We start from the raw sequence: 21,622 nt of genomic DNA, 5'->3' as shown, positions 1-21,622 counted from the left end.
CGTCCTGACTTATAACCTTGTCAACTATTGGAAAACCAAGCAATTCTCCATTGGTACCAACACCCGAATGTTTTTGCAATAACATAAAGTTATACCAGGCACGCAAAGCATGTGCTTCACTGCGCAGTTTTTTTGCAAACAATTCGTTTTGCATGGTATTCTCCCACGACCATTCAACACCATCCATACTTTCAAGGAAAGTATTTATATAAAGAATGCGCTCGTATGCACCGCCCCAGGTTCCTATTGGGTTATTCTGTGCGTTCCATCCCCCGTTTACCATCGATACAATATTCGAAGCCGGGTCATTGGTAACTGCATCATCGCTGGCTACAGCTTCATTAAAATTATAATTTGTTGGAAGCCCTTTGTAGGCCTTCATTATAAATCCTTCTGCAAACTCAGGATTAGCCAAAACTACATCGAGCGTCAATCGGTTGTCGTCATTCGGCTCTAAATATTCCTGGCACCCCGCAAATACGAGGCTAAAGAATAGTACAGCTATTAATGATATTCTTGTCTTCATAATTTTCATCTTTTAGAATTTAGTTACGAATCCGATTGAGAAACTGCGCGTTTGTGGCGCTTTATCGAAATTCACTTGAGTTAGGTCTTTGTTTTTGCTGATAGTGAGCAAATCGGCAGCACGAACAAACACTTTTGCATCTTTTAAAACTCCGCTTACATTGTCGCTTTTTATGTTGTATGCAATTTGAAGCGTAGGAATTTTAAACCAGTTGTTTTTGTATAACCAGTAACTTGAATTACGGTAGTTATTATTATTTTTTGTAGATGATAAACGTGGATATGCCGCGTTTACATCTTTATTGTTCGGACCGTAAGCCTGGTTGGCAAATTCAGGATATTTCATTTCACCGTAGAAACGATAATAGTTATTCCAACGGTTATTGTAATTACTAGTTTGTCCAATACCCAATGCATAAAAATCAAATGCTTTCACTTGTAATTTTATGTATAAACTATACTGAAAACGAGAAGTACTGTTACCTATTTCCTTTTGATCTTCGTTGTCGATAATACCATTTCCGTCCTGATCGACATATTTAATATCTCCAGGCTGAACATTGCCATACGAAGAAGTAGGCATTCCGTCTTTTAGGCTGAACACCTGATTAACGTAATCAACAGTTGTAAAATCACTTTCAGCATATAAACCATCAGCTACTAATCCCCAAATTGCATCGGTAGCTGTACCGTCTTTACTCAAATAAGTATGTGCAGCGTCGTACATAGGTTCTTCTATTTGCGTAATTTTAGGAATAGAATACACAAGGTTAGAGCCCACTGTTAAATTCCAGTCGCTACCACCTGTTGTATAACTTATACCTAAATCGAAACCGGTATTGCTTTCGGCATTGTAATTACTGTAGAAAGGAACTGCTCCCATTAAACTGGGGTAAGTGTATTCCATTTCGGTTACAATATCGCCTAATTCTGAACTGAAAACAGATGCCTCTAACCATAATTTTTTACTAAAAAGTGCTGCATCTACACCCAAAACAAACTCGGTACGTTTTTGCCAGCCAATATTACTTGAACGGGTTACAATGTTCATCTCTTCGTTCGAATTATTTCGGTTATTGTAGAAGAAATTAGCTCCACGTTGGTAAGCTGTTTCATACAAGAAATAATCAGAATAAGAACCATTGTTATTCATTGCATCTGCAGCGGTATACCAAAGGTCATTTTTCAATATACCAAAGTTGGCACGTAATTTCAGGAAGTCAAAAGTTTCATTGTCGCTCATAAAGTCTTCTTCCGAAAGAATCCAGCCCAAGCCTATTGCTGGCGTGAAAGCCATATTTTCGCTATCAGAAAGTTTTTGCGAACCCACTGCTACCAAAGCCATGTCGGCCAAATATTTACCTTTGTACGCATAATTACCTGAAACTCCAAAGGTCAGGTTTTTGAAATCCTGTAAATGGCTTCGGAATGAAATCTGGTCGCGGTAAGCCAAACCAACTATCGACAGGTCGCTGTTTTCGGTTTGTTTTTCATACGAAATGGTTCCGTAGGCACCAAAGCGACGGTGAAAAGTTGCCGAAGAAGTTTCGGTTGCAAAATTACCAACCGACTTGTCTTCGCCAATTACTTGCGCACTAATTGTACCATCTTCGTTCATTACAGGATTGTAAACAGCATATTTACTATCCTGGAAAGTTGACAGCCGATTCATAAAATCGAAAGTAAAGTATGCACTTGCTTTTAGGCCTGGTGTAATTTTATTTAAATCCCAGTCTAAACCCGTGTTAAACTGCATGTAACGATCCATTTCTTTTCGCTCGCCTCCTTTAACAAAATCCCCATAAATGTTTTGCGAGTACGTATTGTTACCACCCAAAAGCATACCGTCAATCAATTTAGCCTTCCCCATAATCTCTTCACGTTCGGCATCGTCAGTTATATAACTTGGATTCCAAAGTGCAGGATATGCGTTGGGTACAGTTGAAGAAGCACGGCTCCAATAATCGGTGATGTTTGGCATATTTCTAAAATCAATTTTAGCGATACCATCCAATTTCATCGAGATATTATCAGTAATATCAAAATCAACAGCACCCCGAAGATTCAGGTTATTTTCAGTATCATCGGCCAGTTCAAACCAACCTGATTGATGATTCCATCCCATGGTAACAAAGTATTGCGTTTTCTCGTTACCTCCCGATGCTACTCCACTAATATTCGTAAAGTTTGTACTTCCTTTCAGATAAGTATCACTGTAGAAATCTTCATCAGGATAGAATGGATTTTTACCGGCCATACCAACATCCTCTGTTGAATATTTAGCTAAACCTCCATCGTTTTCCAACGCCTGGTTATATGCTTTCATATAATCTGCAGCTCCTAAAAACTCAGGAAGTGCCTTTTCTATGCTCATACCTGTTTCTGCTCTGAAACTTAGTACACGCTTATTGGCTTTGCCGCGTTTTGTCGTGACCAGAATTACTCCCTGATCAGCTTGAGCGCCATACATTGCTCGTGAAACCGGGTCTTTTAAAACCGTAATTGATTCCACCTCATTTAAGTTGTAAGTATCAGCTTCACGAGGGATACCATCAACCACAACAATAGCTTCGCCACGCCCCCAAATATTCCATGCACCTTTTAAACCGGCAACTTTACCATCAAGCGCTGAATTTAGACCGAGGCGTTGGTCGAATTCCATTTCGTCAGCAATGTTTACCTGAGTTACAGCTCCTGTTGTTTTTCGTTTTTCAACAGTTGTAAACGGCACGTTTACCGTATTGATTTTTCCTGCAAGAATTTCAGGTTTTGTAAGCATAATATCAGTTGCATTGGCATCAACTAAAATCGGATTAAATCCTTTTGCTTCAACCAATACCTTAGTACCTTTTATCTGAATGGTATATTCACCATTCTCGTTTGCAAGAACCTGTACCGAGCCTTCGTCGCCCGAAATAAGGGCACCGGCAATGGCAGTTCCATTTTCGTCGGTTATTGTTCCTGTGCAGCTTTTTTGCGCAAAGGCAATGGTAACACTAAACAGAAGCAATGATATCATTAATATTGATCTTTTCATCTTTGTAATTTTCATTTTAAATTTCTGTCTTGTTTACTACTACCATCCAGGATTTTGTGGCCATCCTTCATACATTAAAGTCACATTGGTTTTAAATGGTAACCAGTAATGACGTGTTTCAAACAGGTATTCCTGCACTACTTCTCGCGATGTATAGGTCACATCCTTGTCAAAATCCAAGCGATACAGATTTTTATCGAGTTTATCTGCTATTTTCCAGCGGCGTATATCCCACCAGTAGTGTCCTTCAAAACATAATTCTACGTTACGTTCATTGCGAACCAGTAAGCGGAAAGGATGGTCGGAAGAAGTTTCGCCATGACCTTCCAATATTGTCTGATAAGCCACAGGATTTGCAGTAGCTGGTGGCATTCCTGCACGTTCGCGCACTTTATTTACTGCTTCAACGGCACTCATACCTACTCCGGAAACAGAAGCATTAGGATCGCCTGTTCCTTCAAATATGGCTTCAGCATAAATCAGATATACTTCAGCCAAACGAATCATTGGCGTTGAGAAATCGAATTGTCTCCAGTCTTTATTTCTATTATCTACACCCTTTGGCCAGTATTTATGTATAAAATACGGATTCAATACAACAGCACTGTTTTCTTTTCCTCCTACATGACCTTCCAGTTTAAACTTACCGAAATCGTCGCCATGTACCCAGAAAGTTTTACGGAAACGAGGGTCACGGTTTTCCCAACGCTTATCGGCATCATCGTCGTAACCACCTTCTGATGCTTTACCTGGCTTATAACGTGTTCCATCGGCCATTTCCCATTTATCCAAATAATTTTGGGTTGGCGTTTCAATAGGTGCATTTCCTCCAAACCGCACGCCACCATTACCAGTTGAGTATAAACGAGCTAATGAGTTATCAAAACGTCCTTTTCCTTTTCCTCTGTCGCGGATACGCCCTAACAGCGTTTCTTTCGCACTGTAAGGATAAGTTCCATCAACAGTAGCAAACATCTGGCGATAAGGGTCGAGGTCTTCTCCTGGAATCATTTCTTCCAGACCATAAATTCCTTTATCGGCGAGTTTAATTACTTCGCCGGCTGCTTGTGCCGCACGGTTCATATAATCGGTATCGAATGTTGCCGAACCTCCTGATTCTTCGTTGAACAATGGGCTACCTGCAAATAATAAAGCTTTTGCTTTAAGTGCCAGTGCTGCACCTTTTGTAATACGACCCAGATTTGGCTGGTTGGTTCCGGCCAATGCTTCGGGTGCATCCCAAATTTCGGGAAGTAAGCCTATTGCTACATCTAAATCATCAACAATACGTTCGTAAACTGCTTGGGTATTTTTATAGGTTTTACCGTTTTTCTGGTATTCCCAAAAACGAGGCATTTTTAAATTATCAGCCGTTAAAACGGTATCTACATACGGTATTGCACCATACGCACGCACTACTTCCCAGTGCAAAAATGCACGGAAGAAATGCAACTGCCCTTCAATAATGTTCTTTTCTTCCTGGGTGGCATCCGTTAACATATCAAGGTTAGTTAAACCAATGTTACAAATACGTGCACCGTCCCAACAAAAGTCCCAGATTCCGTTTTGATGAATCCCGTTACCTGAATTGTAACCGTTAAAAATAGAACGTTGGCCACCATCGTTTGCCAGGCTCCAGTATAAACCGTAAGAACCATGATAACCCGAAATCCAGGGTTTTGACCCCATTACCTCGCCACCAAGGTTTCCACTTACACAAATGGCGTGGGTATTATAGTCCACAATAAACTCGTAACACTGGTCTACAAATCCTTGAAACGAGTTGTAGCTGCTAAAAATATCTTCTTCCGAGATATTTGCATCGGGTGGAACATTCAGGTAATCCTCACAGCTCCATGCCCCCAAGGCAACTATCATTACAAATATGATTTGTTTATATAACTTTTTCATAATCATAAACTTTAATCGTTAAAACTGTAGGTTTAATCCCAGTGTAATCTGTTTCTTCACCGGATAATTCTTTATATCGAAATTTGCCCCTTCTCCATCGGTTGGCATATCGGTCCAAACAAACAGATTGTTTCCGTTTACAAATACCCTTAGCTGACTTAATCCAATTGGGTCCAACCATTTGTCGGGTAATGAGTATGAAAGTTCTGCCGTTTTTAAGCGTAGGAACGAAGCATCCCAAAGGTTATAAGCACCAGTACCATTGTTTTGCTTTTTATAAGCTAAATGCGGATAAGTTGGATTTTCGTTTCCGTATTCGGGAGTCCAGGTATCTTCCAACATATTCTCGTAAATGGTTGGAGAATCAAATGAGTATCGGTCTAAACGAATGTTTTTGGTAACATTGTAAACACCATAAAATTGTACATTCAAACTAAAACCTTTATACGACAAACCACCAGAAAAGCCATAGGTATTTTGCGGATATACCGGATAACCGTATGGCACTCCATCGTTGGGGTCAATCTCTCCGTTTGCATTAAAATCTACAAAACGGAAATCGCCAGGCAATACATCACCGTTGTTCGAATAGTCCACAACCCCGGTATAAACATCATCCCAGCTTTGCATAATTTCGCTTTCAAGCGTAGAACGGTTCTGTCCGATGGCATAACCTTCCTGCTTTTGATAATCAGGTTTTAACTCCGGGTCTTCTTTTTCTAAAATTTCGTTTTTGGCAATGGTCCAGTTTCCTGAGACATAAAAACTAAATGAATTTTTATAGCTTTTGCGTACACTGGCCTCAACTTCCATACCATTCGATTTTACTGCACCGATGTTTGCTGCTGGAGCTGTTTGGCCAAAGGTTTCAGGAATATTTCGCTGATTGGCTGCAACCAACATATTATCGCGGTCTTCCCAGAACACATCTAACGAACCTGTAAATACGTTTTTAAAGACACCCCATTCGAAACCAAGGTTTTGTTTACGGGCAGTTTCCCATTGTAGCCCAGGATTTCCAGGCGTACCTTCGTTATATTTTAATGGCCCCTGAACCAGGAATGTATCTCCAAATTTCTCCTGTGATTGTGTATTTCCACTCCACATAGAGCCTTGGTCCCAAATAGTTGCATAGCCCCACTGGATTCCACTTAAGCGGTCGTTACCTACTACACCGTCAGAATATCTAATCTTGAAAAGATTTACAAACTTTACATTTTCTTTAAAGAAGCTCTCGTTTGAAACAGTCCACCCCACTGCAACCGATGGGAAAAAGTCGAACTTATAACCGGGGCCGAATTTCTCGGAGCCGTTATACGAACCATTCAATTCTAATAAATATTTTCGGTTGAAATAATAGGTTGCACGACCTACCCAGTCTTCGCGTAACTGTGCCCAGTTGCTGCCCACTTCGGTACGCTGGCGGCTGAACAGGGCCAGACCTGTCACTTCATGCTTTCCAAAAGTTCTGTTATAGTTTAATCCCACTTCATAATAAAGGTTTCTTCTTGTGCGGTTTAAATTACCACCCGAAACATTCTCCGATTCATATCCCAAAGGATTTTCTTCCCAGTTAAAACCCGAACTTGCATTGTAACCTTCAGGATAATAATAGGTAGTATAATCTTCCACATCTAATCCATTCGGATGCTTGTAACTTTGCGAAGCTTCATCCCAATAACCTCCTGAAGTATAAAATTCTGGGTCTATGGTTTTTGTTAAAACACCGTCGTCATTGATGTTTTCACCATTGGTTACAAACGAGTTATCGTAAGCAAATTTACCTGCTGCTGATAATCCTTCGGTAATAAAATCAAGTTTCTGTTTAAGTTTGAAATCCGTATTAATCTCAGTGGTATTGAATTTGTTGTATCCTTGAAAAAGAAGGCCAGCCAGTTCATTTTCACCTACACGTTCGTATGTACCTTCACTATTTCCGTATATACCATCTTCATATACCGTAACGGGCCAATTAGGCGCATGGTTGTATAAGCCATACCACACGGTATGATAGTTGGCACCTGAGGTTTGTTGAGCTCCGTAGAAGCCACTCAAATTAACCGAAAAATCGGTAGTTTTTGTTAAGCTGAAATCCAGATTAGAACGAAAGTTAAACCTATCGTACGAATATTCAGGATTGTAGCCCTGCCCCACATCTTCGGTGGCCATAATATCTCCCACATGATTATAACTTAACGAACCAAAATATTTTACAAAGTTGGTACCCCCAGCAACGTTCATATTAAATCGGTGCGAACGTGCATAATCTTTTAGCATGGTTTCGGTTAAATCCAAACTCGGATAAGCGTATGGATAGGTATTATCGCGATAGTATCCAAGAATTTCATCAGGGACATAGTCGTTCCAACTGTCAGTATTTACCGCCGCTTCGTTAATAATTGCACGGTTACGTGACAAGATACCTGTGTAAGCATCTTCAACCTGGGCAATTTTACTTATGTTTTCCCAGGTAGTGTTGGCTTCGAAAGTAAATTTTGGTTTACTAACCGAACCTCGTTTTGTGGTAATAAGTATAACTCCGTTACCCCCTTTTACACCATAAACCGCTGTGGCCGAAGCATCTTTTAATACCGAAATATTTTCTACTTCATTAACGTCAATGTCGTCCATGCTACGCTCAATACCATCAACTAACACAAGTGGCGATGAGTTATTCCAGGTAGCTTTACCACGGATTAAAATTTCAGTTTCTTCGTAACTGTTTCCGGTTAGGTTACCACCACCACCAGGAAGCCCTGTTCCGGTCATTACAGAAACACCGGGCATGGCACCTGCCAAAGCATCGGATAAATTCGAAACATTACCTTGTTTCTTTAATTCTTCACCTTTGGTCTGGGTTATTGCCCCAACAACACTCTCCTTTTTCTGTGTACCATAACCTACAACAACTACTTCCTCGAGCTCTTCGGTATCAGCTGCCAACGTAACATTAATTACTGTTTGTTCTCCAACAGCAATTATCTGTTCGGCAAATCCAATAAACGAAAAACGAAGCTCATTTGCTGATTCTACACCGAGGGTAAAATTCCCGTCGATGTCGGTAATCGTTCCTGAAGTTGTGCCAACCACAACCACAGTAACTCCGGGCAAAGGCAGCCCGTCACTGTCGACAACAGTTCCCTTAATCGTTTTTGTTTGGCCAAAAACAGTCTGGGCGCTGATAAACAACAGAATGATTAAAAGTTTTAGTTTTTGCATCATTTTTGCTTTAGTTATTCAATTCTTTTTAGAAAGCCACTTTTTTAGGTAGTCGGTTTGAACAATGACTTTCAGAAAACTTATTTTGGTAGAATTTTGAATTGACCTTGGATAGTCATAAAATAAGAAGTTAAGGACTTCTCTTTACAGCTTTAGTGAATGATTTTTTTAAAATACTTTTTTTCATAATTCATAGTTTTTGATTAGATATTATTACTTTTTCGAAAGTCGATATAGTGCAGCCCCATGTGCAGGAAGATTTGCTTTAACTTCACCTTTTACCGTTCCAATATTTTTACGAGCCCATAAATCGCGCACATTGTAGGTATCTCTTAAATAATCCCATTCCAGGTCAAATACAACTTCTTTTTCCGTATCATTTAAGTTGAAAAGTGCAATAAACTTGTCCCCGGTTTCCTTATCGGTTGATATCCAAAAACGTTGTCCGTTACGAGCGAAAATCTGACGGGCATTGCTGCCGTTTTGGTTAACAGTAAGAACTTCAGGATTAGTGATAAGCGACAAAGTAAATTCATCCACATCCAACATATCGTTACCCAACATTAATGGCGATTGAGCAATGCTCCATAAACTCATCATTGTTATTTGTTCATCTTTTGTGAATTTGGTCATACGCTCCGGTCCATGCGGGCGGTCGTCCAACGAAATTTTTCCAATTGGAATCATATCGGCATCCGGCCAGGTGCCTGGTTCGGCGTGTGGTGCCCATACATTTAACAAATCGAAATTGTGTGCCAGGCTTTCCCATTTGTCCCAATAATCGGCAGAAATGCGCCACATGTTGGCATTTGCTTTAAGGTGGTCGGCTTGTCCAAGCGGCGCTTCTCCGCACGATAAACTAAGAACCATCGGGCGGCCACAATTTTCAATGGCCTTACGCATCATGGCAATTTCCCCTTCGTGGTACGGAGGAAACATGGTGTCGTCTGCCTTAATAAAATCGACACCCCAATCGGCATACAATTCGAAAAGCGAGTTGTAATATTCCTGAGCTCCCGGTTTGGTTGGATCTACTCCCCACATGTGGTTACACCAACCGCAAGTATCCCAGGGTTCTGCAATATCTTTTAGTGTATAATCAGTTCCTTTTATGGGTAAATCCTGAAAAGCACAATATCGATGCACTCCACGCATAATATGAATTCCGAATTTCATGCCTTTACTATGTACATAATCGGCAATTGGTTTAAATCCTTGGCCATTAGCTGAAGATGGAAATCGTTCAACTGAAGGAATCAGCCGACCATATTCATCGTGTGTAGTATACTCGGGATGTAATGGTTCACCCGGACTTTTGTATCGTAAGTTTGGATGTCCTTTTCTACGTGGAGTATCCCAGTTACCTGGTTCGGGGTGCCACCAGATATAATCAATTACGGCGTATTCCCAACCGTATTCCAACAAGTTATCGGCCATATAGTCTACTACACCACGAAACTCTTCTTCGTTAATGCGGCAATCGTAAGCATCAAAACTATTCCATCCCATTGGAGGCGTTTGAGCAACTTTTATTTCAGACGCAGAGATTTTTGATTTTACATTTTGCGAAGCGGAATCGACACAAGCATTAAATGCCAACAGAATAAAACCAATTCCCAGATATTTTAGCTTCTTCATAAGTTTGTTATTTTATCGTTTTAATGGTGTTCTTACACGAATTCAATAACAAATATATTTTCTACTCAAATAAAGCTTTTATACGGTTGTACATTTGTTTTGCTCTTTTGTATACAACACATATAACACTAACTATGTGACACTTACAAAATATTAAATTTCAAATATTTTATATAATCAAATGCAATTATTCCAATTAGGTGGTCGGAATTGGTAAGAATCAGAAGTATGATTTTAGAGTTTGTGAGTTAATAATTATTAGTCCATAGACACGATGGGCACCAAAAGTTTTTTTCAATTAACATGTACTATTTATGTTTATGCAATAACAAATAGACGAACAAAAAAGAGCCTTTCAAATAATGAAAAGCTCTTTTAAAACTAACTAATTAAACTAACTACTTTATCATAAATTAATCTTCTGAATTTTGTACTTCAGGATGATTAATCGTTGGAAGATATTTCGACATTTCATGTTTCACTGAATTATATTGTGGATCATTCGCCAGATTCTTCCACTCCAATGGATCATTTTCATGGTTGTACAATTCTTCTGCACCATCTTGATATTTTGTGTATCGCCATTTTTTATTTCGAACTGTGTGGCGATTAAATCCAAGTGTTGTTAAAGCCGGCTTATCCCAGTTTGTATTTACATTACTCAGTAACGGGACAATGCTGTTCCCCTCGTTTTCAGGATTTATCGGCAAACCACATAGTTCTGAAAGCGTTGGATATAAATCCATTAAACTTACAGGATTGTTGCAACGAGAACCAGCCTCAGTAACACCGGGAACTTTAAAAATAAGTGGCATGTTGCAAGCTTCCTCCCAAAGGGTAAATTTCTTGTAACGAAGCTTTTCGCCCAAATGCCAACCGTGGTCGCCCCAAAGTACAACAATAGTATTCTCGGCATATTTACTTTTTGCCAGTGCATCAAGAACAACTCCCACACAAGCATCAGCATAATTTATGCAGGCCAAATAAGCTTGAACAGCCGCTTGTTGCTTTTTATATTTTTTTGCAGCAAAGTAATTTTTAGATGGCCCAAGAGCTGATTTTGGAATATCGTCATAGTCATTCTCATTCACCTCGGGTAAAATCATTTTTCCCTCCGGAAACTTGTCAAAAAACTCTTGAGGGACATGCCATTTAAGGTGCGGACGAAAAATACCACAGGCCAAAAAGAAAGGCTTGTCGTAATCTTTTTCTAACTGGTCGGCTGCCCACTTTGCGGTAATGTAATCCTGAGTATCTTCAAAAGTGGCATCGGTAGGTCCCCAGTCGAAATTTTCATCGGCTTCTCCTACTGGTATTCCATTTGCCAAATAACCAGATTCTCTTTTAACAGCTCCATACCCCCCTGTGGTTCGTATCCATTTATCCCACGAAATGGTATCTGCTTTTTCGCCGTTTGCTGAATGAAAAATCTTACCTCGCGCCGTTGTAAAATAACCATATTTCGAAAACCATTGCGGAATGGTTAATGCATCTTTCAACACTTCGGAATCCCGCATTTGGGTACCATTTCCATATACACCTGTTGTTGATGGTCGATATCCACTCATTAAAGCTGCACGCGAAGGATTGCAAACCGAAGCGGCACAATAAGCATTTTCAAAAACAACACCTTGTTTGGCCAATTTATCCATATTTGGGGTTTGGGCTTGCGGATGTCCTCCTGCAAATCCAGTCCAATCGTTTAGATCGTCGATGGCTATAAAAAGGACATTATAGGGTTGTTTATTTTCTTTATGGTTGGCCACTACCTCGCCTTCACTACATGATAAAATAGTTAAACCGATAAGAAAAGTTATTATTAATGTTCTTGTGGATTCCATTTTTTAACTTTAGGTCCTAAAACGGGGTTTCTACTTCCTTACCATCTGACTCGAATAACGGCGTTACTGCGAACTCATCACGGGCAGAAAGGAATAATTCTTCAAATTCTTTTACTAACTCAGGATACTGTTCAGCCACATTGTTTGTTTCTTCTGGATCCGATTCAAGATTATATAATTCGAAAATCACTTTCTCTTTTGGCCCACGAACATTCAACTTCACAGCTTTCCAATTTCCCTTCAAAATGGCTTGTTTACCTCCCAATTCGAAAAATTCCCAATATAAATAATCGTGCTCTGCCGTTTGTTCTTCTCCAAGCAAAGTTGGAAGGAAAGAAATACCGTCTGTTTCAACAGGCTTTTCGCCTCCAACCAGATCGGCAAACGTTGGTAAGAAATCCCAGAAAGCAAAAGTTTGTTCCGATTTTGAACCAGCTTCAACTGAACCAGGCCAACGAACGATAAATGGCGTTTTAACACCACCATCATAAAAATCGCGCTTCATTCCGCGTAATTCACGATTTGAATTAAAAAATTCCATGACATGACGCCCCTCTTGGTGTGGCCCATTATCCGAACAAAAAATTACCATGGTATTTTCATCCAATCCTAGTTCTTTAACCTTATCCAATAACATTCCTACTGAATTATCTATGTTCCGAATCATCGATGCAAAACCTTTCTCGGGTTGTGGCCAATCTTTTTCAGCAAACTCATAATAATCGGGAACTTCCATTCCATCGCCTGCAAAAGGCCCTCCTTCGTTATTGGCATGCGGAACATTGTATGCCATGTATAAGAAAAATTTGTTGTCCTTATTCTTCTCAATAAAATCAATTGCTTTTTTATCAAAGAGATTGTGGACATACTCCTCGCGAACAGCAGCCACACCGGTTCCTTCGGGCATGTCGGCCCAAGGGTTTTTTCCATCAACCAAAGTAGTTTTGTTTTTTAATGGAACTTTTTCCCCGTTTTCGATTAAAAACTCAGGATAAAAGTTATGCGCATGCCACATGTTTATGTAACCGTAAAAATAATCGAAACCCTTTTTTTGTGGATCATCGTATGGAGGTGGGTGACCAATACCCCATTTACCAATTCCTCCGGTAGCATAACCAGCATTCTTAAATACTTTGGCAATGGTTAACTCATCGTCACTAAGTAATTGAGCTGGTAAATTTCCACGGACATTAGTGTGTCCGGTATGCTTTCCGGTCATTAGTGAAGCTCGCGATGGTGCACAAACTGTTGAACCGGTATACATATTAGTAAAATGCATACCCTCGGTAGCCATTTTATCAATGATTGGGGTTGAAAGCGTTTTCTGACCATAAAAACTCAGGTCGCCGTACCCCATGTCGTCCACCAATACCAGAATAACATTTGGTGATTCAGGCACTTTCTTTTCTTGCTCTTTTTGCGTTGGAGTGCAGGCCATGCTAAAAAGCATTATACCGATAAGCAATCCATTAATTAACTTTTTCATTTTATTGATATTGTTTGTTTTCTACAGAATAAGATAGAACTCGCTTGATTTTACTATTTCCGTATGTACGAAAGTTTTCACCCTTTACACTAAGTCCTATATACCACTAAATTCTATTTTTTACTTATTTTAAAAATTTGTGCACCATGCGAATTTACTTCGTGGCTAAAACTTTTACTGAAGTTGCCAACATCTTGTTTTTCCCAAAGATCGCGCACATGGCACTTTCCTTTTAATCCAAGTTCCTTGAAATCAACAGAAACAGTTTCCGTTTTTTCATTCAGATTAAAAAATGCCACATAAATATCTTCTGAATCAGGGATCTTTGAAGTCCAAACCACATGGCCGTCTTTTCGATACAACTGCCTGGCATCATAAGAATTCTGATTGGCTTCCAATACTTCATCAGCCGTTAAAAGTTTTTCAACAAATGGAGAGTTATCTGGCATATCTCCCCCCATCATGAGTGGCGATTTGGCAATACACCACAATGTCATATGTGTTATTTGCTCGTCTTTTGTAAACTGGCTTTCACGTTCCGGACCATGTGGCCCACGTCGGGAAATCCACCCCAATTGTAACATATCGGCATCAGGCCAATTTCCAGGTTCGCGGGCTGCTTCCCAATTGTTGAGTAAATCAAACTGGTTCTTAAGTAAATCCCAATCGTCCCAAAAGTCTTTTGAAATACGCCACAGATTTGAAATAGATTTTACGTGCTCCATATTTTCCAACTTCATATTTAGCGAAAGACTTAACACTATTTCTCGTCCACTATTCATAATTGCTTTGTGCATGGCTTCTGCCTCGCTACCACGATATGGATAACCTTCTTTTAAGTCGATATCATCAATTTTTATATAATCAACTCCCCATTCGGCGTACAACTCAGCTAAAGAGTTATAATACTCCTGTGCACCGGGTTTACTCATATCAACACCGTACATTTGGTTTAACCACGGACAAACTGACGTAGTGTCGGCAATCATATCGGCAGTAATTCCATCTGTACCTTTAATGGGTGTTTTTGCCCAGACTGCCTGGCGGGGAATTCCGCGCATTACGTGAATACCAAATTTCAACCCCAGGCTATGCACATAATCAGATAGCTCCTTGTAGCTACCATTTCCAAGAGTTGATGGAAATTTGCGAGGATCGGGTAAAAGTCTTCCCCATTCATCCATGGCCAACCACGGCACAGGCGCATTATCTTTGCTTAATCGAAATTGTGGCGGATTATTTTGTGTACTGTTTGGCGGATGCGGGTACGACCAGCAATAGTCAATTACTACGTATTCCCAACCTAAATCCTTGAGTTTTTCAGCCATATAATCGGCATTGGCTTTTACTTCTTTTTCCTGAACAGCCGCACCATAACAGTTGTAACTGTTCCATCCCATTGGAGGTGTTTCGGCCCAAAGTTTAAAGTTGTTCGTTTGTGCTAAAGCTGCACTCCCAAATAATAGAATTGAAAACGTAACAAGAAACAATTTCTTCATGGTTTATTTAGTTTATTTTGATGTTGTACAAAACTTGAATTTTAACTACAAAACTAAACGAACCAGAATTTTCTTCTTTGTTTTATTGGACGGATGTTTTGTTCCAGGGTACAAAGTACAATTCTGTTATACTATTGTCTTGGCAATACCTCCATGACTTTTAGAAAATTGTAGAAAGAAGAACTCCTCCTTTTTATTCGCGTTGATAAAAGCAACTTATTGCTGAATTGAAAGAACTAGCTTTGTTCTCATAAGCTCCATGCATCTGCCGAATTTAAAACACGCCCGAAGCTCTATACCTAAATTATTTTGTAATGAAATTAGTTCACTTTAAGTAGGAAATTATTCTGTACTCACGTACCTCACTTCAGCATATCAATAGGCCCCCGTTAAATCAACATAAGGCTCAACGTGGGCATCATTAGACGGATCGTACTCCGGGTTTGTTTGAGGCCAATACGTTTCTTTTACATTTTTCTTTAACCAGGTCATCAATTTTACGAAAAGCTCATTGGTTTTTTCTGGTATTTGTTTGGCCAGATTATTGGTCTCCGAAAGATCTTCGGCCAGATTAAATAGTTTTAAGCGGCCATGCCAGTCAAAAATCAGCTTAAAGTCGCCTTCCATAATTGCAGAATGCGGTGTGAGAGGTAAACCATCGTAAGGATTATTGTATATTACATTAAAAGGATAATGCCAGTAGCGGGTATCTCGCATATACGTTCTTTTTTCATTTTTAACATCATATAACAGACCTAAAATACTCCGCCCATCAATGTTTTTATCATTGTAATAGAACTTTGGCTCGTATCCTGCCACTTCCACTAAGGTTGGAAAAATATCAGCACAGTCAACGGGCACCGTCGACCACTTGTTTCCCTTTAACTTGCCTTTCCAACGAAAAACAAGGGGCACCCGTACACCTCCTTCGGTTAGACAAGCCTTTCCTCCCATTAACGGAAAATTATCAGTAACATGGCCATGGGGAGTTATTTTGGAATCAATTCCACCATTGTCCGACATAAACACCACAAGTGTATTTTCCTCAAGTCCGGTTTCTTGTAATTTATCCAGAATTTTGCCTACTGAATTGTCCAACGATTTTATCATTGCTGCATAAGTAGCATCTTTATGCCCGTTCCAACCTTTTGTTTTCTTATTCTCGAAATATTCAATATCTTCTCCTGGTGCTTGCCAGGGACTATGTACTGCGAAATGACAAAAATAAAGGAAGAAAGGTTCATCTTTAATTTTTGCCCTTTTTTCAATATAACTTAAAGCTTGCTCTGTTAGGTCATCTGTTAAATACGCTTCTCCGGTTTCTTCTCCTGAGCTTCCCATCAACCATTCTTCCTGAGGAGTATTTGGAATCATTTCTTTTGAACGGTTATTCCATTTATCGCGCCAGTTAAAATATTTCGAACCACCGGCATCGAACCACACCAATGCTTCAAATCCCTGATCTTCCGGCGCATAGCCTTTTGCTCCATGTCCTCCAACATGCCATTTCCCTATAAATGCCGAATGGTAATCTGATAATGCCTCGGCAATTGTAATTTCATCCTGCCCATTATCGTAGACAGTTCCGGACGGCAAAGCTGTATTTGTTTTTCCGTTCAGCAAAGCCTGTTCAATTTCTATTTTGTCGCTATGATACAACACATCGTGGGCATAACTTCCATCTGGCACATCCAAGCCCTGATTGTAATAGGTTTTTCGGAAGGGTGTTGCGGTTGTAAAACCAAGCCGGGCTGCATTTTTTCCCGTTAATATACTTGCGCGCGTTGGCGAGCAAAGCTGGCATGCATAAGCTCGTTCAAAAGCGACTCCTTCTTCCAATAACCTATCGAGATTTGGAGTTTCATAAAACATTTTGTGTTTCTTGGTCCCAAGGGTATGTTTGGCATACTCCTGAATATCCATATACCCAAGGTCGTCGGCAAGAATAAAAATAATGTTGGGAGCATCATCCCCTTGATTTTTAAAAGCTGTTTCGCCAAATGCTGTCATTAAAAAAAGGAAGAGGAATAATCCTGTAATCCGATATTTTAGTTTCATTTTACTCTTTAAAATAATAGTCGTACCAATGCTTTTCCCTTCTTATCTCTCCGTCGGGTATACCTGGATTCTTTAGTTCTGCCCCCCATTTAACGAGCTCCTTTTTCATTTTATCTGCTTTTTCGGGATACTGAAAAATCAGGTTTTCTGATTCAGGTTCTTCTGAATTTAAATCGAACAAGAACTCGCGATTACCTGCTTTTAAAAACTTCCAGTTGTCCATTCTAATTGCACTCTGATCCCAAAAGCGCCAATAAAGCTGCTCGTGAGGCTGGCCTTTTCTTTCTCCTGTTAAATACGGAATCAGGTTTGTGCCGTCAAACGCTTTGGGCTTCTTTCTGCCGGCCACTTCAACTGCCGTTGCAGCCATATCAAGCGATACAACAGGTTTGTTATACACTTCGCCTTTGGGCAATACTGCCGGCCACGAAACAATGTAAGGTACGCGGATACCACCTTCAGAAATCATTCCTTTTTCGCCAACAAAAGGTTTATTTAACGAGCCGTCCCAGGCACCACCTTTGTGTGTTAAAGGAATATCTTCTTTATATATTTTTAAGGGAGCTCCATTATCGCTCATAAAAAATATAAGCGTGTTTTCATAAACCCCATGTTCTTTGAGCTTATTAATAATCTTCCCTACACCATCGTCAACTGCCGACATCATAGCCAAACAATACCGCCTACGTTCGGGCATTTTGCCGGGGAAACGGCTTAAATACTTTTCGGTTGCTTCCAAAGGAACATGCGGGGCATAATAGCCGAGGTAAAAGAAAAATGGTTTTTCGTAATTACGGTCGATAAAAGTTGTTGCGGCATTGGTTTGGTTATCCAGGCGATAACCATCGGCATTTATCCATTGTGGTTCAATCGAATTCCCGCACAAGTCGTAGTTTGCCCAAATATTATACATTGTACCATAATAATATTCCTGAAACCCTCGCACATGGGGATAATATTTCATCGTTAATTCCAGGGGAACATCCTTAGGCGAGTAACGCGCCTTATCCGGAATACCGGGTACATTTTGGCGAACCCAATTGGTTTGCACATACAATGGCTGTAAATGCCATTTTCCGGTCATCCCGGTAACATAACCTGCATTTGACATGTGTTCGGCAATTAGTGTTTCATCCAGCGGAACCGGTTGAACACCATTATCATCGGAACCAAAACGCTGCTGGTAGCGTCCGGTTAGCAAACCTGCCCGCGATGGGGCACATTGTGGCGCAGTAACATAACCAGATGTCATGCGTATCCCATTTTCTGCCAGTTTATCAATATTCGGAGTTTTTATATCGGGAACCATCCCATTTGCACCGATATCGGCATACCCCAGGTCGTCGGTAAAAATTACAATAATATTGGGACGTTGCTGTGCAAAAATGAAATTGATTGCACAAAACGCCATAACAAATGTTGCTACTATTTTTTGCATGATTAACGTTAATTCTGAATTTTATTTTTAAACCTATTGGGGAATTATATCATTGGCTGTTTTCGGCTCGGGCTTCTTAAAAAGTGTCTTTGTATCAGGATGCTGCTTCCAAAGTTTTCTTTTTTTTTCATCAAAGTCGTGATTTTTTACAGGCAACGCGGCGCCGGTGTTTGTCTGCCAGGCTTTCAGTTCTGTTTTCAATTCCTTTAGCCTGGCAATATTTACTTCGGCCAAATTATTTGTTTCTGAAATATCTTCTTTCAGGTTATACAATTCAAAAGAACCGTCAACCAAATTTTCTATCAGTTTCCAATCGCCTTTTCGAATAACACTTTTGGGCACATCGTGATGGTACACCGGGTAGTGCCAAAACAACGCCCGTTCAGGTTCTCTGTTATTTCCCATTAGTTCAGGAAGAATGTTTTTTCCGTCGAACACCTGTATTTCGGGCATGTTGGCTTCTGCCAGTGCCATAAAGGTGGGGTAAAAATCAACGCTGCTTATTAATGCATCAGAAACCAAACCTGAGCCTATTTTACCGGGCCAGCGTACAATAAAAGGTTCGCGAATACCTCCTTCGTAAACCGTACCCTTTTCGGCCCGCAACGGAGTATTCGATGACGCAATGTATAACAACGAATCGTTTTCGTAAATATGTTGTTTGGATTTATCGATTAGTGGAATCTCATCGAAACGGCTCTTTAACCCTCCATTATCGGAGAAAAAGAGAACAATTGTATTCTCGGCCAAGCCCAGTTCATCCAACTTATCGAGTACCCGGCCAACACTTTTATCAACACTTTCAACCATAGCCGCATAAATGGCATTACACGGATAATTATCAACTTTCTCTTTTTTCAGGTACTTGTCGATTAAGGCCGAATCGGCGTCTAATTGCACATGCACATCGTAATGCGAAAGGAAAAGAAAAAATGAAGAATCCTTATTTTCTTCCAAAAAATTAACACTCATATCTGTAAGAACATCAGAAAGCGGTTGTTTAGGGTTATTCACTTCGTAATGAGGGCTAAACTTCGAATTAAAAAAGCCGCCGCCCTTGTATTCGTAAGCACTATCATAACCACGTTTCGAGGGGTGATGCTCGTCCCAGAATCCCAGGTGCCATTTTCCGAAATACCCTGTTCTATAACCGGCAGTTTTCATAGCTTCGCCCAAAGAAGTTATGTCTGTTGGCAAGTGCTGCGTTCGGTTTTTGGGTACAACAACTTCCTCAAAAGGCCTCCAGTGCCCCGGTATAAAATCGATTACCCCAACTCTTGCCGGGTACTGCCCCGATTGTATACTGGCACGCGTTGGCGAACAAACCGGACAAGCAGCATAAGCATTGGTAAATCGAGTTCCCTCTTCGGCAAGTTTGGCTAAACGTGGTGCTTCGTTAAAGCGGTTTCCGTAAACCGGCAAATCAGCCCAGCCCATATCGTCGGCCAGAATAAAAACAATGTTGGGCTTTTTTGTTTTTTGTTTCTCTGTTTTTTGCAACGAACAGGAAAACAGTAATCCTGCCACGCCAATTATAAGTATCCAACAAACTTGTTTCTTCATTTCAGCTTTATGTTTTGTTTACTTTAAAATACCTTCCGATTTCATTAACAAGTGAAGTTTTTCGGTTACAGATTCATTTTCATCTGCAATGTTTTTATTCTCGTCCTTGTCTGTATTATGGTTGTAAAGCATTTGTGAAATTCGTTCTCCCTTAACCCGGTATTCGGTATAAAGGTAGTCTTTGGTTTTTACCGATTCGCCATTTTTAAAGCGTGAGAATACAGCTTCTTTCCATTCTGTATCAGGATTTTCGAGCAATGGTTTCATACTTTTCCCCTGCAGATGTTTGGGTATTTCAATACCTGCCAGTTCGCAAATACTCGGGAACAAATCAACAAATTCAACCAAAGCCTCAACCTTTGCATTTTTAGCAAAACCCGGAGCCCGAATGATTAAGGGCACTTGTAATGAGGTATTAAAATTACTGTGCTTACACCATAAACCATGCTCGCCCAGTTGCCAGCCATGGTCGCCACACAAAATAACTACTGTATTTTTATCGAGTTCCAGTTGCACCAGTTCGTCTAAAATCCGACCAATCATGGCATCGGAAAAACTTACGCATGCATTATAGCCATGAATAAGATTACGTGCCACTTCGTCTGACACTGGTCCGGTTTGTGGGATTCCGGTGTATTGTTTTCGTAACTCTCCCCAATTGTGAAGTGCTTCTTTCGGGCATTTTTCGGGAGCAAAAGGATTTTTTGCCAATTCAATTTTGTTGTGGTCGTACATGTCCCAATATTTTTCGGGAGCAATAAATGGCAAGTGGGGTTTTGTAAAACCGGCTGTTAAAAAAAAGGGGTTCCCGCTTTTTTTCAGGTTTCGCAGGTCGGCAATAACCTTATTGGCAATTTTTCCCCCCTGAAGCGAATCATCAGGAACCGGGGCAATTTCCCAGGCAGCGGCCATCCCTTTTGTCTTCATCAGCTCAAAATTTTCAGGCGTTTTATAATCTCTGAAATCTTTGGGCTTGTAATTGTCATCCCACGAAGCTGCATTATCAAACTGATGATGATATATTTTTCCGTTACTTATGGTTTTGTATCCGTTTTGTTTTAAATAACCCGGAATATCAACTAAATCCGGAACATCTTTCTCGGCCCAGGTAGCGGCATTGGTAAAACGTCTTGCAGTTGGTCTTGTGCCCGTTAATAAACTGGCTCGTGATGCCCCGCAAACCGGAACATTACAATAGGCGTTGCAGAACAACAATCCTTCTTCGGCCAGCCTGTCGATATTGGGACTCAATGTTTCAGCATTCCCGTAACATCCCAATTGTGGCCTCAAATCATCAACAATAATGAACAAAAAATTAGTCTTCGGTGGTTGAGCTTCCTGCCCAGGAGAAACAATGCAAAACAACTGCAGGGCAATAAAACCTATAATTCCTAAAATATTCTTCAT

At 40.3% G+C, this 21,622-nt stretch carries 12 protein-coding genes; all 12 read right to left on the bottom strand.

Going from position 1 to position 21,622, the window contains the following annotated elements; translation table 11 throughout:
- Window positions 1-526: RagB/SusD family nutrient uptake outer membrane protein (locus ABZB17_RS00130; RefSeq protein ID WP_372647273.1), on the bottom strand; the 526-nt coding region annotated here is incomplete at its 3' end.
- Between the two features lie 12 nt (window positions 527-538).
- Window positions 539-3,562, bottom strand: a complete 3,024-nt coding sequence (locus ABZB17_RS00125; RefSeq protein ID WP_372647272.1) for a SusC/RagA family TonB-linked outer membrane protein — start codon at window positions 3,560-3,562, stop codon at window positions 539-541.
- 39 nt (window positions 3,563-3,601) lie between these two features.
- Complete coding sequence (locus ABZB17_RS00120; RefSeq protein WP_372647271.1) at window positions 3,602-5,473, bottom strand: RagB/SusD family nutrient uptake outer membrane protein; 1,872 nt, start codon at window positions 5,471-5,473, stop codon at window positions 3,602-3,604.
- A gap of 18 nt (window positions 5,474-5,491) precedes the next feature.
- Entirely contained in the window at window positions 5,492-8,692 is a 3,201-nt protein-coding gene (locus tag ABZB17_RS00115) for a SusC/RagA family TonB-linked outer membrane protein (RefSeq protein ID WP_372647270.1), read from the bottom strand.
- Window positions 8,693-8,905: 213 nt separating this feature from the next.
- Window positions 8,906-10,330: a glycoside hydrolase family 27 protein gene (locus ABZB17_RS00110; protein ID WP_372647269.1), complete on the bottom strand. Its 1,425-nt coding sequence runs from the start codon at window positions 10,328-10,330 to the stop codon at window positions 8,906-8,908.
- A 413-nt stretch (window positions 10,331-10,743) separates the two neighbouring features.
- Window positions 10,744-12,171 (bottom strand): sulfatase, encoded by a 1,428-nt coding sequence (locus ABZB17_RS00105; protein ID WP_372647268.1) that lies wholly within the window; start codon window positions 12,169-12,171, stop codon window positions 10,744-10,746.
- 16 nt (window positions 12,172-12,187) lie between these two features.
- Window positions 12,188-13,657, bottom strand: coding sequence for an arylsulfatase (locus ABZB17_RS00100; RefSeq protein WP_372647267.1), 1,470 nt, complete (start codon window positions 13,655-13,657; stop codon window positions 12,188-12,190).
- Between the two features lie 113 nt (window positions 13,658-13,770).
- Window positions 13,771-15,156 (bottom strand): glycoside hydrolase family 27 protein, encoded by a 1,386-nt coding sequence (locus tag ABZB17_RS00095; RefSeq protein ID WP_372647266.1) that lies wholly within the window; start codon window positions 15,154-15,156, stop codon window positions 13,771-13,773.
- Between the two features lie 375 nt (window positions 15,157-15,531).
- The gene (locus tag ABZB17_RS00090; RefSeq protein WP_372647265.1) at window positions 15,532-17,214 is read right to left on the bottom strand and encodes a sulfatase; all 1,683 of its coding nucleotides are present in this window, start codon (window positions 17,212-17,214) and stop codon (window positions 15,532-15,534) included.
- 1 nt (window position 17,215) lies between these two features.
- The gene (locus ABZB17_RS00085; protein ID WP_372647264.1) at window positions 17,216-18,652 is read right to left on the bottom strand and encodes a sulfatase; all 1,437 of its coding nucleotides are present in this window, start codon (window positions 18,650-18,652) and stop codon (window positions 17,216-17,218) included.
- Between the two features lie 33 nt (window positions 18,653-18,685).
- On the bottom strand, window positions 18,686-20,215 hold the full coding sequence (locus ABZB17_RS00080; RefSeq protein WP_372647263.1) for a sulfatase: 1,530 nt from the start codon (window positions 20,213-20,215) through the stop codon (window positions 18,686-18,688).
- A gap of 18 nt (window positions 20,216-20,233) precedes the next feature.
- Window positions 20,234-21,622 (bottom strand): sulfatase, encoded by a 1,389-nt coding sequence (locus tag ABZB17_RS00075; RefSeq protein ID WP_372647262.1) that lies wholly within the window; start codon window positions 21,620-21,622, stop codon window positions 20,234-20,236.

Origin of the sequence: Draconibacterium sp. (assembly GCF_041583095.1) — a bacterium.
Taxonomy (GTDB): Bacteria; Bacteroidota; Bacteroidia; order Bacteroidales; family Prolixibacteraceae; genus Draconibacterium.
Note: the sequence above shows the minus strand (reverse complement) of the source record. Positions and strands in the feature narration are given on the sequence as shown.

What these genes read in the sequence shown, in the direction of transcription:
- ABZB17_RS00125 (WP_372647272.1), bottom strand. Translation starts at nt 3,562, where the DNA reads ATGAAAAGATCAATATTAATGATATCATTGCTTCTGTTTAGTGTTACC.
- ABZB17_RS00120 (WP_372647271.1), bottom strand. Translation starts at nt 5,473, where the DNA reads ATGAAAAAGTTATATAAACAAATCATATTTGTAATGATAGTTGCCTTG.
- ABZB17_RS00115 (WP_372647270.1), bottom strand. Translation starts at nt 8,692, where the DNA reads ATGCAAAAACTAAAACTTTTAATCATTCTGTTGTTTATCAGCGCCCAG.
- ABZB17_RS00110 (WP_372647269.1), bottom strand. Translation starts at nt 10,330, where the DNA reads ATGAAGAAGCTAAAATATCTGGGAATTGGTTTTATTCTGTTGGCATTT.
- ABZB17_RS00105 (WP_372647268.1), bottom strand. Translation starts at nt 12,171, where the DNA reads ATGGAATCCACAAGAACATTAATAATAACTTTTCTTATCGGTTTAACT.
- ABZB17_RS00100 (WP_372647267.1), bottom strand. Translation starts at nt 13,657, where the DNA reads ATGAAAAAGTTAATTAATGGATTGCTTATCGGTATAATGCTTTTTAGC.
- ABZB17_RS00095 (WP_372647266.1), bottom strand. Translation starts at nt 15,156, where the DNA reads ATGAAGAAATTGTTTCTTGTTACGTTTTCAATTCTATTATTTGGGAGT.
- ABZB17_RS00090 (WP_372647265.1), bottom strand. Translation starts at nt 17,214, where the DNA reads ATGAAACTAAAATATCGGATTACAGGATTATTCCTCTTCCTTTTTTTA.
- ABZB17_RS00085 (WP_372647264.1), bottom strand. Translation starts at nt 18,652, where the DNA reads ATGCAAAAAATAGTAGCAACATTTGTTATGGCGTTTTGTGCAATCAAT.
- ABZB17_RS00080 (WP_372647263.1), bottom strand. Translation starts at nt 20,215, where the DNA reads ATGAAGAAACAAGTTTGTTGGATACTTATAATTGGCGTGGCAGGATTA.
- ABZB17_RS00075 (WP_372647262.1), bottom strand. Translation starts at nt 21,622, where the DNA reads ATGAAGAATATTTTAGGAATTATAGGTTTTATTGCCCTGCAGTTGTTT.